This is a genomic window from Mucilaginibacter sp. (assembly GCF_041660805.1).
In the GTDB taxonomy this organism is placed as follows: domain Bacteria; phylum Bacteroidota; class Bacteroidia; order Sphingobacteriales; family Sphingobacteriaceae; genus Mucilaginibacter.
Map to the genome: position 1 here is coordinate 127219 of NZ_JBAZVP010000004.1, position 16478 is coordinate 143696.

Sequence of the window (16478 nt, forward strand, 5' to 3'; positions counted from 1 at the left end):
TTAATTGGGGGTTAAAGAATAAATTAGATTAAGCAGCGCATTAGGGCTTGGCTGGTCAAAACTGTTCGGAATGGGCAAGAGCATGGCCGTAAAGCAATTTTTTGTCTTCATTGCAGTGTCGTTTTTGTTAAAAAATTCAAGGTAGTTCAGCCCGCTTTTCGGGCTGATCCGCTTATCGGTTAATTCCTAAGCTGTCATCGTTCATCACATCCTCCTTTCAATATGTACCTATCCTTTTCGAAGATCACTTTCCCAATTATTGCCGCAGCCAGTTGTTCGAGTACAATATTTACCGGTCTGTTGGTATTAAACTCACCGTAACATAGGCAACCGGTTGCATTGTTTTCTAATTCAATGGGTAGGTTATAAAACAGGCGAAAGTCCGCTATTACTTTTTGTATAGGTGTCCCGTTATAGGTTAAAATGCCATCCTTCCTTTTCAGCATTTGTTGTGCATCCGGGTAGTTCTCTCCTGTTAGCGATCCTGTTTTTGGATTAAATAAGGCCCTCTGGTTGGGTTTAAGCATAACTTGCGCTGGTGACGATCCAGATGCCGTGGTGCCGGTAACTTTTACTATGCCGGTAACAACGGTCACACTTAATTTATCCTGCTTTTTGTAAGCCTGGATATTAAACGAGGTGCCGACAACCTGGGTTTGCATCCTGCCGCTATGAATAATAAAAGGGTGTACCTTATCTTTTGCTACTTCAAAAAAAGCTTCGCCTTCCAGTTTTACCTCGCGATAATTACCTGTTAACTGATCCGGATATTGTAGCGAACTGGAGGGACAAAGCCATATTTTTGTGCCATCAAATAGTTGAAGTAGTTTGCGCTTCCCAGGTTGGGTAACGGCTTGTTTTAGCTGTTGCTTTTGATATGCTTTTTGGCCAATATGCCAGTACACAAGGGCTGAACATCCAAATATCAGCAAGGCTGCACAAGCTTTTAACCAGGTATTCATAATGAATGATTTAGCTGGCTTAGTATACTGCGGCTCTTGTTCCTGGTTGCCCCTTATTTCCTGAAGTATAATTGATCTTACCTTTGCGATGGCGGCTTCGGTTCTCTTTGTGGTTTCTTTGCTTTGGTCTGTAAATCCTAATTCGGCCTGTATAAGCGCCCTGAGTACTTCTTCGTTTTCGCCACTGTCAAAGTACTTCAACAACTGCCGGACCTCATCGGCAGTACAGTTGTTTTCAAGATACCTTACAAAAAGGTCTGCTATGGGTAATTGGTTGTTCAAGTCGTTCTTTTTACCCTATCATGGAGTAAAATGAATAATGGTCTATTGATTAGGATTTTTTTATTAAAGGCAGACATTTACACTCAGTAAATTATTTCAAGTGTCTGAGAATTTGTGAGGCCAGAAGGACTATAACCATTTCCTGGTTTAGGGTGAAAAATTGCTTGATAGATTTATTGGCTTTGACGATCTGATTTCTGACGGTAGATGTCGAAATTCCTAATTCGTTACTCACTTCCTCGTAACTTTTACCTTCCAACTTGCATAAGACATAGATCTGCTTTCTTTGGGGGGAAAGGTTCTCAATGGCTTTTCTTAAAAGAGCGTGATTTTCCCGCGATATAATAGTTTCTTCTACGTTAGTTTCAAAATCATCGTAGGATATAATCAATTTGGCAATAAGGCGATTGTCCTTGGCGATTTTGCGGAAATGGGTATAAACAAGGTTTTCAGCTACTTTATATAGGAATGACTTGAATGACCCTTCCAGTTTGATATTTTGTCTGCTTTCCCAAATTTTCAAGAACAGGTCTTGCAATAATTCCTGCGCGATGTCATCATCTTTGACTAATCGGAGGATATTTCTGTAAAGCTGCGTGCTATACTTATCGTATAGTGCCGTAAACGCATTTTCACTTCCAGTTCGAAGTTGTTGGATTAGAAGTTTTAAATTTTCGTTATCTGAAGCCATCGTACTGCTCTGTTTATTGGAATTCAATAACGAGCTTTTAGAAACGAAGGGCCATATTGACAAAATGCAATAGGGCCGGTAGCTTACAGATTCTAATGCCGAAAGGCTCTGGTAAAGCCTATCCATCCTAACTTAACAGGATGGATTCCCACAAAAGAATAAGCAAGCGCCGACCCTATCGCAATATACAGGGTACAGCGCTTTACTTACACTCGCGGGGAAAATTTACCAGATTTATCGGGCGAGGCTCGTAAACGATGAATAATTATATAGACATCGCAAAAATAATCTTATATTATACAATTACTTCTTATAAATAGATAATAATTGCTTTTATCAAATTTAAATAAAAGTAGCTAACAATACAATATTTATATACAATTAATGTCTATTTATATACATTAATTGTATATAAATAGCTGATTTTCAATTATTTCCATCTTTATATATTTGTTTCAGAGATAAAGAGAATGGAAAAACCGAGATTAAATAGAGTAAGTATTGTACTGGATGAGCTCAATTTAGATCAGCTTGATTTAGCAGAGATTTTAAAAGTTTCTAAAGACACCGTTTCAAGATGGTGTAGAAACGTGAATCAACCGAAACTTGCTGATCTTTATAATATTGCAAAAATTTGCCGAATTGATATAACAAGGTTAATTGAACCAACTAATTGGAAAAATGAAACAGGCAATTCTGTATTACAGGATTATTTGGAAAAGAAGAAATCAGATAAAATTATTGCAAATAAAAAGATTCAGAAACCGCAGTCGAAAAGCTGAAAGACTAATAGAAATTATCGAAACCCAGAAAAAGGTCATCTCCCTGCATGAAGCCAATGTTTCTAATAAAACAGTGAAGGCTAAAAGAACAAAGTAACTTAAACATTATCCTTAATGTTTTGACCCTTATTTAATTATCAAATCTGTAAGCTGGATCAGTCGTATATCTTGCTCTTTCGGCGATATAGCTTGATTTAGGCTCCATTGTCATGAAAATTACCCCTTTTTAGGAATACCAAATCCCTGATTTGAGTATTTACCGCCGCTTAACCATCCTGTAATTTAGCCCTGTTTTTAATCCATTTAAACAGATCATTATGGCAAAATCTCTACGCATCTCCTGTATGGTTGGGGTAGCCGGATAACCGGCAGACAGCAGGAATCATTTAACCTATTTTTTATGTTAGTGAAATTTAGTGAAAAGCTGTTAATACAGCTTAAGGGTGAGATCGCAAAAATCAGCGCAGAGGAAACCGATCCCTTTAAAATACTGGCCGCCATCTTAAAAACCATCCGTTCGGCCCTGAAAGAATTAAAGGATCATATCAAACAAAATCCCTTTAAACATAAGGCTGAGCAGGTCCATTTTTTCAAACACATTAAACCGCTCTTTTACTCCCTGCGGATCTATTACCTGGAAAAGTATAATATTGAAATGAGCATCCCTGCCGGGGACGCTCAAACACTGAAGAACTTTTACAGGGACGAACTGAAATCGGTGCAGCGCTTTTTTCAGCACATTTATTTCCATTACCAGTATTACCGCTTAGGTGCGACCGAACTTGACGAACTGTATTTTGTCCGGGGTGTGGAGGTGCAAAGCGTGCTGATACCGGAAGTACCGGAACCTGATCCTGAATTTTCAACCAGTTGCGATTACCTGTTTTCTAAAATCATGGCCTATGAACTTCTACAGGACTATTTACTTAAAGCACTTGCAAAGCTAGACCCATCACTAAGCAACATGCCTTCTGAGGAAAAAGTAACGCCGGAACTGAAATGGACCGGTGACAAGATCAACCTCGTCGAGGTGATCTACGGGCTGTATTTTACAGGGCAGCTCAATAATGGCAATGCCGATATTTCGGTGATCATCCGCTTTATGGAAAGGCATTTGCAGATCGACCTGTCCAGGACATACCGTGATTTTCTGGACATCAGGAATAGGAAATCAACCAGCCCTACCCGTTACATCGAACAGATGCGGGAATCTATTCACAAGCGTGTTGACGATGACCTGGCATTGAAAAAACCCCGGAAAACAAACTATAAATCAGGCAATTAAAATAAATCGTTCGCATGTACCGAAAGCCTTGCGAGCCAAAAATTGCTGACATGACAAACTTTGCCTTTGTAAATCCTGCCGTAATGGAGCGGCAGGGCTAAAGCGAAATATTATGTTACAGCATTTCACCTGGCAGCAGTTTTTAGTGGCTGCGCTGATCCTCAGCCTGATTTGGTACGGGGCCATTATCCTGCTTTTTTACAGGAAGCAGGTAAAGGAATTTCTAAGCGGCAAGCCTAAGCCGGACAGACCAGCGGAACCTTTGGCGCATGCCTGGGACGAAGATTGGGGTGAGGAGTTTTCAACGGAGGAAGAAGACCTGATGGGCAAACCTGCATTGCCCGAAGGTATGTCAAGGTTAAGCATGGCGCAGTTTAGTTTCGCTCCACCGGCAGGTGATGAAGAAGAGCGCCAGCAGAGCGACGGGAAAAACCGGAACGAGCATTTTGAAAACGAGAACACTGACGAAGGGCGACAGCGACAGCAAAGCGTAGTACCTGATGTGCTGGAGGAATTGAAAAGTATCTTTCATATCCTGGAAACAGAGCAAGGCAACAAACAGGATTTTATTTCCCTATTTGGCCTCGTTAGCTCGAAATATCCGGATATCAAAGGCACATCCAGCCAGCAGGCGCTAAACGACTTCATCCGGGACAATCTGCTTTTCCCGATATCAGATGAAGAACTCGACAATTTGTGGAACTAATTTATTAATCGCAAAAACGCTTTCAATCATGTTAAAATCTGTGAAATCTAAAATCAAATCAGTGAAATCCCTTTTCATAAGCCATATTCCCTATACGCCAAAACAACAGGCCCTGCTCAAAACCTTAATGTTCGCGGCCTTATTGGTAACGATCAATTATTGCTTCGGTCAGGACGGCAACTCTGGTATCAATTCAGCCACTACCCAGGTTAAAGGATATTTCGATTCCGGCTGTAACCTGATGTATGCCATTGGTGCGGTTGTCGGGATCATAGGCGCCATTAAAGTTTTCAATAAGTGGAACGCCGGGGAACCGGACACCAACAAGGTAGCTGCCGCCTGGTTCGGTTCCTGCGTGTTCTTAGTCGTTGTCGCTACAGTACTCAAATCATTTTTCGGACTTTAAATCGATTAGGTCATGAGCGTATATCACATCAATAAAGGCGTATCGAAACCGATAATTTTCAAGGGGTTAAAAGCGCAATACATCGCTTACCTGGCCGTAGGGTTAGTGGTTTTGCTGATCGGTTTCGCGGTATTATATATCTGCGGACTAAGCTTGTGGATCATACTGCCCGTCATATTCGGAACAGGAACCGCTTTATTTATAGGCGTATTCCGCTTAAGCCACCGCTTTGGTGAGCACGGGCTGGCTAAATACCTGGCCAAAAAACAATTGCCGGTATACCTCAAATTCCGGTCGAGGAAATTATTCATCAATCTGAAGCAAGCATAACATGGGAATAGACATCGAAAAAATATTGCCCTTAACCAAAGTCGAAAATGGCACGATCCTGTCCGCGTATGGTGACATTAGCATCGCCTACAAAGTGACCCTGCCGGAAATCTTTACGCTGTCTGACCGGGATTATGAAGCTTACCACCAGGCCTGGGTGAAGGCGATCCGCTTATTACCGCAAGGCAGTATTTTTCACAAGCAGGACTGGTTCACCGAAGACGGCTTTAAAGCTGATTTTGAAAAGGCCGGTAAAAGTTTCCTCTCCCGTTCCAGCGAACAGTTCTTTAATGAGCGGGAATACCTGGAGCACCATTGCTATATCTTTCTGTCCCAAAAGCCGAAAGACCGGAAATTGGGCAGTTCCGCTTACAGCAATATCCTGCGCAAGAGTATTGTACCGCAACAAACCATTAACCCGGTTTTGGTTAAGGATTTTTTGGACAGTGCCGGGCAATTCGCGAGAATATTGAAGGACAGCGGATTTGTGACGCTAAGCCGTCTGAACGATGATGAACTGGCCGGAACAGCAAAGCAGGCCGGTATTATCGAGCACTACTGCTTTTTAGGTACTCCTGGGCAAAGGCCGGTGCTACAGGACATTCACATCAAAGACGGGATCAGGGTTGGAAAAAATCATTGTGAACTGTATACTCTGGCCGATGCAGAAGATCTGCCTGCGCTTTGCGGCAGCCGTATCAATTATGACAGGTACAGCACCGACCGTACCAAATTCAGTATCGGCTTCGCCTCGCCTTTGGGCCAGCTTTTACCCTGCAATCACATTCTAAACCAGTATATTTTTATTGAAGACGGGCAACAGACCATCAAAAGCCTGGAAGCTAAAAAGCTAAGGTTACAGTCGCTATCCGGTTATTCAAGGGAAAACGCGATCAGCCGTGACGCCGTTAACGATTTTTTAAATGAGGCTATCGGGCAACAACGCTTACCCATCAAAGCACATGTGAACGTACTCGCCTGGTCAGATAATGAAAACAAGATCATGGATCTGAAAAACCTGGTATCCTCCGCAATGGCGCAAATGGATGCCACAGCCAGGCAGGAAACCGACGGCGCAGCGCAAATCTGGTTCGCCGGGATGCCTGGCAATGAGGCCGATTTCCCCATGAATGATACGTTTGATACTTTCATTGAACAGGCTGCCTGCTTTTTTAATCTCGAAGCCAATTATCGTAATAGCATCAGCCCGTTCGGAATGCGGATGGGCGACCGGCTGACCGGCAATCCTGTCCATGTGGATATATCCGATGAGCCGATGAGGTTGGGTTATACCACCAACCGTAACAAATTCATCTTAGGGCCAAGCGGTTCGGGTAAATCATTTTTTACCAATCACATGATCCGCAGTTATTACGAACAGGGCGCGCATGTGGTATTGGTGGATGTGGGCCATAGCTATAAGGGTTTATGTGACCTGGTGGACGGCTATTATTTTACCTATTCTGAAAACGACCCGATCAAATTCAATCCTTTCTATTTATCAGAGGGCGATGTGCTGGATACCGAAAAGAAGGAGAGTATCAAAACGTTGCTGCTTGCCCTTTGGAAAAAAGATGATGAAAGCTTTAAGCGCAGCGAGTATGTGGCTCTATCCAATGCCTTAACCGGGTACTTTGATCAATTGACCAATCGGCCCGATCTGTTTCCCTGCTTTAATACATTTTATGAATACCTGATGGAAGAATATATGCAGGTGTTGGAAGATGGCAAGGTCAAGGAAAAAGATTTTGACATCGGTAATTTCCTATATGTCCTCAATCCTTATTACCGGGGTGGCGAATTTGACTACCTGCTGAATGCCAGCGAGAACCTTGACCTGCTGAACCAGCCCTTTATTGTCATAGAACTGGATAATATCAAGGACCACCCCATTTTATTCCCGGTCGTTACGCTGGTTTTGATGGAAATGTTCATCAGCAAAATGCGCAAGCTGAAAGGCATTAGAAAAGTTTTGCTGATTGAGGAATGCTGGAAAGCCATCGCCAAAGATGGCATGGCCGAATACATCAAGTACCTGTTTAAGACGGTCAGAAAGTTCTTTGGCGAGGCAATAGTGGTTACTCAAGAAGTTGAGGATATTATCAGCAGCCCCGTGGTGAAACAAGCGATCATCAATAACAGCGACTGCAAGATACTGCTTGACCAATCTAAGTACCAGAACAAGTTCGATGCGATACAGGAACTATTGGGCCTTACCGAAAAGGAAAAGGCATTGATCCTTTCCATGAACAGGGCCAATGATCCCAAACGCAAATACAAGGAAGTATTCATATCGCTGGGGCAACTCTCTAAAGTCTACCGTACAGAGGTCAGCCTGGAGGAATACTTGGCCTATACGACCGAAGAAAGCGAAAAGGTAAAAGTGCAGCAGTACGCTAAGAAATATGGCAGCATCCGGAAAGGCATCGCGGTTCTGGCAACGGAACTGCGCAACAAATCATGAGGGCTTTAACAACAAAAACTACCGAATAAAAATGAAATAACAATTAAAACTATGAAAGCAACATTTAAACTGATGGTGGGCGCCATTTTACTGGTGGCAGCCTGCAAGAGTAACAGCGGCAGCGATTTCATACCCGGTACTTATGTGAACCAGTCGCAAAGCGAGTTCAGCGTGGCGAATGACACGTTGGTCATCACCAAAGCCGTGAACACGGATTATATTTATCTGATCACACGCAAAACCGGTTACCGCAGGATCGGTGACGGTAAGTTATACCCGGCTAAGCATAACATAAAGCATTTAACTGGCAATTGGGACCCGGTTAAACAGGTTATGCAACTGATGCAAAATGAGACGACGCTCATCTTCCAGCCCGATCAGAACAAGCTTTTTATCGGCAGCAATACCTACTGGAAGTTATAGGCGGATCAGTTAACAAAACCATTCACCAATAAGCATTAAGCACTGTCAATGACACTGTAAAGGAGGTTTTTGTGTCAAAAACCGGGCATTAACGAACTTATGAGCACCAATAAAACAATGATAACACGAATAATCAAAGACATTATGAAAAAGTATATGGTCATTTTACCAATGTCTGCGGTTACGATCTTTGTGTCCATACCCAAAGATGCAGACGCGCAGATCGTGGTCAGCCAGGTATTGCAGGAAACGGTTGGCCGGGTGATCCGGGCCATCGACCTGGAAGTACAGCGGATGCAGAATAAAACGATCTGGCTGCAGAATGCGCAAAAGGCGCTGGAAAACCAGCTATCCAAGCTAAAGCTTAACGAAATTTCAGACTGGTCGCAAAAGCAAAAGAATCTGTACAGCGGCTATTACAATGAGTTGTGGCAGGTCAAATCCGTGATCGCCTACTACGAGCGCATTAAGGACATGACCGAAAAGCAGGCTGCTTTGGTCAGCCAATACAACCACGCCTGGGGCCTGCTAAGATCAGATAAGCATTTCTCCGCCGATGAGCTGAAGTATATGGCTTCGGTCTATTCTGGCATTTTACAGGAAAGCGTCAAAAATCTGGATGAAATTTTAGTGGTCATCAATTCCTTTAAAACGCAGATGAACGATGCCAAACGGCTGGAACTGGTTAATAAGGCCGCCGACCGGGTGGATACCAATTGCAGCGACCTGAAGCAATTCAATAACCAGAATTATGTGCTCAGTATCCAGCGGGCCAAAGATGCAAACGAGGTAGAAACTTTAAAACGCTATTATGGAATCGAATAAGCTAAAAGGTCAATGGCGAAAATTGAAAGGTCTTTTGATCTTTTGTCTTGGTTCCAGTCTCTTGCTTCTTGGCTCTGCGGAGCGAAGCGAAGCCCAGACGTTTGGCGAATGGTTTAACCAGAAGGAAACGCTGATGAAATACCTGTTACAGCAAATCGCGGCTGTAGCGCAATATAGCATCTACGTCAAACAGGGTTATCAAATCTCGCGGAGTGGCCTGGGCAATATTGGCGCATACATCAAAAGCGAACACGGCCTGCATTCGGCTTATTACAGTTCATTAAGAACCGTCAACCCGGAGATTAAGGACAATCCAAAGGCGGATACCATCATCAGCTATGCAGTGCAGATTCCGGGGCAATTTGACCACCTGAACAGCCTGACCGGCCTGGATGAGGGTAACCGGAAATATATCGCACAGGTCGAAGCTAAAGTACTGGCTGAATGCGATAAGGACTTAACCGAACTGCAGTTAGTCCTCACCAGCGGCGAGGCCCAAATGAGCGATGATGAGCGCATCAACCGGTTGGATTACATCTATTTTAGAGTGAAAGACAAATATGCCTTTACACAATCTTTCTGTAATAACGTCAGGATGCTATTGCTCCAGCGCAACCGGGAATTGCAGGACGTACTATCATCAGGGAGGTATTATGAGATCAATTAAGGAACTTTTAAAGCCCTCCCTGCCGGGAAGGGTTTGGGCGGGGCTTATTTGCTTTATGCTTTGCGCTTTTAGCTTTCAGCCCTCAAAAGCGCAGGACCAGGATATGATGCAGCTGATCTTCGATATTGAAAAGCTAACGCAATTTAAAGCCATCTTATCAGATATGCAGCAGGGATATTCCATCCTTACGCAAGGTTACCAGCAGGTCAAAAACCTGTCGCAGGGTAATTTCAACCTGCATTCCGTCTTTTTGGATGGTTTGTTACAGGTCAATCCCGAGGTCGCGAAATACGCACGGGTAGCGGATATCATTGCAGATGAGGCCAGCATCCTGTCAGAATACAAAAAAGCATACCGCCAATTTCAAGGCAGCGGAAGTTTTAGTTCCGGGGAGCTGGATTATCTGGCCAGGGTTTATGCACTGTTGACCAGCGCGGCATTGAATGACGTGAACGACCTTGCCAATATCCTGACCGCTTCCAAATTAAGGATGTCGGATGATGAGCGCCTGTCGGCTATCGACCGCATTTATGCTTCCAGTAATGACAAGCTAAGTTTTCTGCGGGATTTTAACAGGCGCGCCCATGTCCTGCTTTTACAGCGGCAACAGGAACGGAACGAGGTCAATAACTTAAAAACCTTATACCCATGAAAAAATTAAGAATACTATTCAAAAGCTCCCCTTTCAGGGGGCTGGGGGGCTTAATGGTTTTGCTGCTTTTGCCCTATTTAAGCCAGGCGCAGGATATCACGAGCAGCTTAAAAGGAATGCAGCCGGTACTGGATAACGTATATAACCAAATGATCCCGATGTGCAGTAATCTCATTGATGCCTCGCGGGGCATAGCTGGATTTGCGGCCTTGTGGTATATCGCCTCGCGGGTATGGCGGCAGATCGCGCAGGCGGAGCCGCTCGATTTCTATCCGCTGTTGCGCCCCTTCGCTCTGGGCATGGCGATCATGCTGTTTCCAATGGTCATCTCGCTCATGAACGGGGTGATGCAGCCCATTGTATCGGCGACCGGCACAATGGTCACCAATTCAGACAACTCGATAACGCTTTTACTCAAACAAAAGCAGGATGCGATCAAAAATAGCTCAAGCTACCAGATGTATGTGGGCGATGATGGCAGCGGTGACCGGGACAAGTGGTATAAATACACGCACCCCGACGATCCCAATGACCAGAACGAGGGCACCTTTTCCGGTTTAGGTAACGATGTGAAATTCTGGATGGATAAAATGCAGTACAATTTCAAGAACAACATCAAGCAGTGGATGTCTGAAATTTTGCAGGTGGTTTATGCGGCGGCTATTCTTTGCATCAATACTTTACGCACTTTTTACCTGATCGTTTTGGCCATTTTAGGGCCGCTCGTATTCGGCTTTGCTGTCTTCGACGGATTACAGCATTCCTTGCAGCAATGGGTAGCCAGGTATATCAATATCTTTTTATGGCTGCCTATCGCCAACATATTCGGCAGTATTATCGGGCAGGTACAGCAGCAAATGATCAAGCTGGATATTTCGCAGATACAAAGCGCAGGCGATACTTTCTTCAGCCCGACCGATACCTGTTACCTAATTTTTCTCTGTATTGGCATTGTGGGTTATTTCTCTGTACCGAGCGTGGCCAATTATGTCATACACGCGCATGGCGGCAATGGTCTTCTAAATAAAGTAACAAGTGTGGCCACCACAACAGTAAGTATGGCCCCTGATGCTGCGGCTACAATAGGCAACCGCGCAGAACAAGCCCGAAGCAATATCCTAAACATGCCGCGCGACTTCAAGGATGGATGGAATAGCGCAGGAAACAATAATTATCAAAAGGATAAACTATCCGGTAAAAGCAGTTAACCAATTTATTAACCATTTAACTCCCCCTTTAGGGGGCTGGGGGCCTTATGTTTCAACAATTCAAAAATATAGACACCGCGTTTAAGCACATCAAGCTATTCAGCACTTTTCTGTTACTGGCAAATATGGTTACGCTTTGCTTTTGTATCTATAAAAGCTATGATATCGTCAATAAAGCGCAGAATAGGGTGCATATCCTGTACAACGGCAAAGTGCTGGAAGCTATCGCGTCCGACCGGAAAACGAACCTGCCGGTAGAATTGCGCGACCATATCAGGACTTTTCACGAGGATTTCTTCACCCTGGTGCCGGATGACAAGCAGATCGATGCTACGGTTACCAAAGCTTTGTATTTGGCCGACGGGAGTGCGAAGGCCGCTTATGATAATTTAAAAGAGGCAGGGTATTTCAATAACCTGATCTCCGGTAATATCAACCAGCAGGTAAACATCGACAGTATCCGCTTAGACCTGGATAGCTATCCTTATGGCTTTACCTGTTATGCTACTGAAAAACTGGTCAGGGCCAGCAGTACGGTGACCCGTAAACTCATCACAAAAGGAAAAGTCAGCGACCTGAAAACCGAAACGGACAATAACCCGCACGGCTTTCTGATACAGGGCTGGGAAATACTGCAAAACAATGATGAACAGGAAAAAAAGAACACGCCATGAATTTATTCAGAAAAAGAAAAACAGGTAATCGCGTGGAAAGCGCCTTTAACATCCAGGTCAGGCAATCTATAGAGCAAAAGCAAAGAAAAGCGGCAGCTTACCTGAGTAGGAAGACACAATACTGGAACCGCAGCTCGAAGATCATCGCTTTAGCCCTTTTCTGCCTGCTATTCGGCGGTGGTTGCTTGCTTCTGCTCTTGAAAGCTATTATTCACTTTTAACCAATAAGATATGACAACACAAGAAGAACGGAAACGAAAAATGCTGCTCTTTCTGCCGCTTTTAGTCCTGCCATTTATGGCATTAGGCTTCTATGCGCTCGGCGGCGGCAAGGGCGAAACAAATGCGCAAGCGGAATTAATTAATAAAGGGATCAATACCCAGTTACCAGGCCCGCAATTGCAAAAGGACGATGCCAAAAACAAAATGACGGTGTATGACAAGGCGCAACGTGATTCCGCATCGGCAAAATCAAAATCTGCCGCGGGTGCATTTGCCGCTTTAGGATGGGATACGACCAAATACTCGCGGCATCCAACAACTCTCGCTAATAGCGCGGTGGATAATGAAGCAAAGATCAAAGAACGCCTGGCTCAAATCAACAAACAGATCAGCCAGCCCTCACCGGTATCTAGGCCGTCAGCGGTGGACGACGGGGCCGATGCCAGATCAGCAGACCTGGAACGCCTGGAAAAATTGCTGAAGCAAAAACAGCAGGCGAATGAACCCGATCCGCAAATGCAGCAGCTCAATACTATGCTCGATAAGATCATGGCCATTCAGAATCCGGCCATAGTAAAGGAACAACAGCCAATTAATAAGCCGGTTGTAAAAGACAGCGCATTCAAGGCCATTCCCGCCGTGATTGACGGCAACCAGAAAGTGGCACCGGGCGGCGTGGTCAAATTGCGTTTACAGGATACGATCAGGATCAACGGCATTATTATTCCAAAGGGCCAAACGGTGTTCGGTTCGTGTACAATCACCAATCAGCGCCTGTTACTGGACATCCGGAATATCCGTTTAGGCACCGCGATTATCCCTGTAAATCTCACCGTCTTTTCGCTGGACGGCATGGCGGGCATTGCGGCGCCGGAAGCAGAACTGGGCGAGGCGGCGGGCAGCGGCGCGAACGGGGCATTGGAAAGTATGCAGTTTTTGAGCATGGACAACAGTTTGAGCACACAGGCGGCGACAGCGGGCATTTCGGCGGCTAAAGGTTTACTCGGCAAAAAGGTCAGGAAGATACGGGTAAAGCTCAAAGGTGGTGAAACCTTGTTGCTTCGCGTTAATAAGTCCTGATATGCAGCTGGAAACCAAACATGCACAGGTCATTATCGCAATGCTCGAAGATGCCCAGGATATCGGGTTAAATCACATCGTGTTTGAACTGCGGCCCGCAGACATGGATTTACAACCGCATCAACTAAATTTATTTGACACCATCGGTGAAGCTCTCGACTATTTGGATGCAAAGTCAGGTTTAGGGTACCTGCCGGGTGGGGGCGATGAATATCCCGTTTACTACCGGCACATCGACCAATTACTGGAAGAATTAAAACAAGCGAATTCATTAACTAATCATCAGGATATGAACAGAAACAATTTAGAAAACCTCAAAGAGGAATTGAAAAAGCTGGGCTTTAAGGATAAAGTGGCAGCCGAAATGGAAAAACAGATCGAGAAAGGCGTACCGGAATTTACGCTGAACGATAAAGTCAACGGTGCTAAGGGGCAGGTTGACCTCACACTCCATTTCAGGCAATCGGGCCAGTCCGAAAATTACTTTTTTAATAAATACGAAGTGGCCCTGAATACAGGCAAGGGTTTGGAAGATGGACAAAAATACATGGTCATCACGCCCAATGCGCAGGCACCGGGCAAGAACCTGGTGAAGTCCTTTGAAAATGTAACCGAGGCCATCAGTTTCTTCAAAGAACAAAAAGGCAACAGTGAGTTGGCAGTAGGCAAAGATGCGGCCAATAAGGTGGAACTGGCCAAAATGGAAAAAGGCAAGGTTAATTATGTAGCCAAGGATTTCCAGCGCACATTCCGTACACCCGCCCAAACACAAACTTTCTTCGTAGAACGTGGCAGGGGCTTTACCGCGGAGCAGGCCGCTAACCTGATACAGGGCCGGTCTGTTTTCCGCAATGACCTGCTGAACCTGGGCGGACAGGGTTATGCTGCCTGGATCAAGCTGGATATGGACAGCCCGAAAGATCGTTATCAGAATTACCAGACGAACCAGTACCATGTACCAACCTATGGTTTTGAACTGGAAAAAGTATTGGATAAGTACCAGATCAAGGAACTGAGCGACCCGCAAAAGAAGGAAGCTTTAATTCAAACCCTGGAAAATGGTAATCGTCCATTAGTAACAACTGTTAAAGAGGGACAGGATACCAAGCTGTTTATGGAAGCCGTGCCGCGTTACAGCCAGTTAAATTTCTTCAAAGAAGATGGCAAGCCCGAAAAGCGGGAACAGTTCTTAAAGGAACCGAAACTGGACCAAACCCTACAGGTAGGCAAAGGGAAGGGCAAGGAAAAAGAACAAGAACACGGTATGAGTGTATAGACCGGAAAGTTATCTTTGCGGCTTTTCAAAAAGGAACAAACAATTATTATTCACTTTTTAAATCATTATTTTATTATGGAGCAGATCGCAAAATTAAAGGAGTTAATCGCTTCCGCAGAAGCTGACGCGGAGAAATTCAACAAAGGGAACAATGCAGCGGGAACAAGGCTGCGCAATACGATGCAGCAACTCAAAGTAACGGCACAGGAGGTACGCACAGCCGTTACGGAAAAGAAAAACACAAAATAATTCACAGTAAATAAACTATTTTGGAAGCCCTGCCAACGTTTGGCAGGGCTTAATTATGCAGTAATCCACCTCTTTTCAACAAACTTAATTTCTGCTATTTCTGAGGAAAAGTCCCCTATGGAAACTTGGCAATTTAACTCATTTGCCTTTCTGATTAACATAGGTCTTATTTCAATCTCGGGAAGATAGTTAGTTACAACTTTAATAACTGTGCCAATTTCAGCCTTCGACAAATCGTAGTAAAATGCTGATACTAAATTATGTTTATCGGCTGGCCTTATGAGATAGAAGTAAAACATGGCCCTAACCGGTTGTGACATAGGCCGCAATCCACTAATCCAACCCGATAGACTTGTTCTGTCAATGCCTGTATCTATGGCTATATCTTTTACCCTTACACCGCGTTCCACCATTCTCTTTTCCAGCCATTCTGGCGTTACAATATCTATTATTACCGGCTTATACGGATGAGCATCAACATAAAGCATCCGGCCATATAGAAATGGCTTAAAAATGGCTTCCGTTTTACTTATTAAAGTTGCCCTATCTAAATATATTCCAGATTCATTAAATGGTTGGCTCACCCGGACTGCAACACTTTTAAATACTCCAGAAATTACTGTACTCTGTATTTTAAATTCAATACGATCAGATGTGTTCCATTCGCGAACAGCTTCATCTATTCTCTTAATTTCCTCTTCAGAATATACTTTCGATAGCTTTTCAATTTGTAAAATTGTGCTCATAGCCTTATTTTTTTGTAAAGCTAATAAACAAAATCAAAAATACAACTTTATTTTTATATTAAAATGTTGTTATTAACAACATTTTAATAATCTCAATCTACAATTGACTTAAGTCAGCAGTTCCAGCCGCTTAGTTCCACTCAGCCGCTTCACTGCGTTTTAAAACACCTGGTGATTTGGGCTTCGCTGGCGCATCGCCCAAATCACCAGGATTTTTTGCGGCTATTTATCACCTTTCTTTAACTCCTCCCATTTTCTCCACTGGCTTTTTCGCAAGCAAATTTCTGAACGCCGGGCCTGCATGTCAAGACCGGGGCCCTGCGGGTTTGCTGGAAAAAAATCTCCACCCTCTCCGCTGCGCTCCGGGGTCGTATTTTTTTCCGCAAAGTCTTGCCCTTCAGCCCGCCGTGTTCAGGTCAGGGTGCTTACAAAAAGCCACCGGAGGCTTCAGCCGAGGGTGACTTTGAAAAGCATAACGGATATGGACACACAGAAAAGCAGGGCGCCCCCGGCACGGCGGAAACAGCACAGACCGGAGACCATCACAG

At 44.3% G+C, this 16478-nt stretch carries 19 protein-coding genes; 16 read left to right on the forward strand and 3 right to left on the reverse strand.

The window, feature by feature from the left end; genetic code table 11:
* Positions 1–194: 194 nt before the first annotated feature.
* Positions 195–1244 (reverse strand): FecR family protein, encoded by a 1050-nt coding sequence (locus tag WC743_RS07735; RefSeq protein ID WP_373011327.1) that lies wholly within the window; start codon positions 1242–1244, stop codon positions 195–197.
* A 91-nt stretch (positions 1245–1335) separates the two neighbouring features.
* Entirely contained in the window at positions 1336–1935 is a 600-nt protein-coding gene (locus WC743_RS07740) for an RNA polymerase sigma factor (protein WP_373011328.1), read from the reverse strand.
* A 470-nt stretch (positions 1936–2405) separates the two neighbouring features.
* Between WC743_RS07740 and WC743_RS07745 the strand changes: the two genes are divergently transcribed.
* The 16 genes from WC743_RS07745 (at position 2406) to WC743_RS07820 (ending at position 15184) form a co-directional block, all read left to right on the forward strand.
* The gene (locus tag WC743_RS07745; RefSeq protein ID WP_373011329.1) at positions 2406–2717 is read left to right on the forward strand and encodes a helix-turn-helix transcriptional regulator; all 312 of its coding nucleotides are present in this window, start codon (positions 2406–2408) and stop codon (positions 2715–2717) included.
* 400 nt (positions 2718–3117) lie between these two features.
* Positions 3118–4002: an RteC domain-containing protein gene (locus tag WC743_RS07750; protein ID WP_373011330.1), complete on the forward strand. Its 885-nt coding sequence runs from the start codon at positions 3118–3120 to the stop codon at positions 4000–4002.
* Positions 4003–4114: 112 nt separating this feature from the next.
* The gene (locus WC743_RS07755) at positions 4115–4708 is read left to right on the forward strand and encodes a hypothetical protein (protein WP_373011331.1); all 594 of its coding nucleotides are present in this window, start codon (positions 4115–4117) and stop codon (positions 4706–4708) included.
* A gap of 127 nt (positions 4709–4835) precedes the next feature.
* Positions 4836–5114 (forward strand): DUF4134 domain-containing protein, encoded by a 279-nt coding sequence (locus WC743_RS07760; RefSeq protein ID WP_373011566.1) that lies wholly within the window; start codon positions 4836–4838, stop codon positions 5112–5114.
* Between the two features lie 12 nt (positions 5115–5126).
* Entirely contained in the window at positions 5127–5444 is a 318-nt protein-coding gene (locus tag WC743_RS07765) for a DUF4133 domain-containing protein (protein ID WP_373011332.1), read from the forward strand.
* 1 nt (position 5445) lies between these two features.
* Positions 5446–7908 carry a TraG family conjugative transposon ATPase gene (locus WC743_RS07770; protein ID WP_373011333.1) on the forward strand — a complete coding sequence of 821 codons (2463 nt, stop codon included), beginning with the start codon at positions 5446–5448 and terminating at the stop codon, positions 7906–7908.
* Between the two features lie 51 nt (positions 7909–7959).
* Positions 7960–8331, forward strand: a complete 372-nt coding sequence (locus WC743_RS07775; protein WP_373011334.1) for a hypothetical protein — start codon at positions 7960–7962, stop codon at positions 8329–8331.
* Between the two features lie 144 nt (positions 8332–8475).
* Positions 8476–9156 carry a conjugal transfer protein TraI gene (locus tag WC743_RS07780; RefSeq protein WP_373011335.1) on the forward strand — a complete coding sequence of 227 codons (681 nt, stop codon included), beginning with the start codon at positions 8476–8478 and terminating at the stop codon, positions 9154–9156.
* A 133-nt stretch (positions 9157–9289) separates the two neighbouring features.
* Positions 9290–9823, forward strand: coding sequence for a hypothetical protein (locus WC743_RS07785; RefSeq protein WP_373011336.1), 534 nt, complete (start codon positions 9290–9292; stop codon positions 9821–9823).
* Positions 9810–10475, forward strand: a complete 666-nt coding sequence (locus tag WC743_RS07790) for a TerB family tellurite resistance protein (protein ID WP_373011337.1) — start codon at positions 9810–9812, stop codon at positions 10473–10475. The genes WC743_RS07785 and WC743_RS07790 overlap by 14 nt, the downstream gene beginning before the upstream one ends.
* On the forward strand, positions 10472–11683 hold the full coding sequence (traJ, locus tag WC743_RS07795) for a conjugative transposon protein TraJ (RefSeq protein WP_373011338.1): 1212 nt from the start codon (positions 10472–10474) through the stop codon (positions 11681–11683). Before WC743_RS07790 ends, traJ begins: the two co-directional genes overlap by 4 nt.
* 47 nt (positions 11684–11730) lie before the next feature.
* Positions 11731–12357: a conjugative transposon protein TraK gene (traK, locus tag WC743_RS07800; protein ID WP_373011339.1), complete on the forward strand. Its 627-nt coding sequence runs from the start codon at positions 11731–11733 to the stop codon at positions 12355–12357.
* Positions 12354–12578: a hypothetical protein gene (locus WC743_RS07805; RefSeq protein WP_373011340.1), complete on the forward strand. Its 225-nt coding sequence runs from the start codon at positions 12354–12356 to the stop codon at positions 12576–12578. The genes traK and WC743_RS07805 overlap by 4 nt, the downstream gene beginning before the upstream one ends.
* A 10-nt stretch (positions 12579–12588) precedes the next feature.
* A complete protein-coding gene (locus tag WC743_RS07810) occupies positions 12589–13659 on the forward strand; it encodes a conjugative transposon protein TraM (RefSeq protein ID WP_373011341.1) in 1071 nt (356 codons plus the stop codon).
* A 1-nt stretch (position 13660) separates the two neighbouring features.
* Complete coding sequence (locus WC743_RS07815) at positions 13661–14935, forward strand: hypothetical protein (protein ID WP_373011342.1); 1275 nt, start codon at positions 13661–13663, stop codon at positions 14933–14935.
* A 75-nt stretch (positions 14936–15010) separates the two neighbouring features.
* Positions 15011–15184 carry a histone H1 gene (locus WC743_RS07820; RefSeq protein WP_373011343.1) on the forward strand — a complete coding sequence of 58 codons (174 nt, stop codon included), beginning with the start codon at positions 15011–15013 and terminating at the stop codon, positions 15182–15184.
* Between the two features lie 53 nt (positions 15185–15237).
* On the opposite strand, the gene WC743_RS07825 is transcribed toward WC743_RS07820, so the two are convergent.
* A complete protein-coding gene (locus WC743_RS07825) occupies positions 15238–15930 on the reverse strand; it encodes a hypothetical protein (protein ID WP_373011344.1) in 693 nt (230 codons plus the stop codon).
* Positions 15931–16478: the final 548 nt, after the last annotated feature.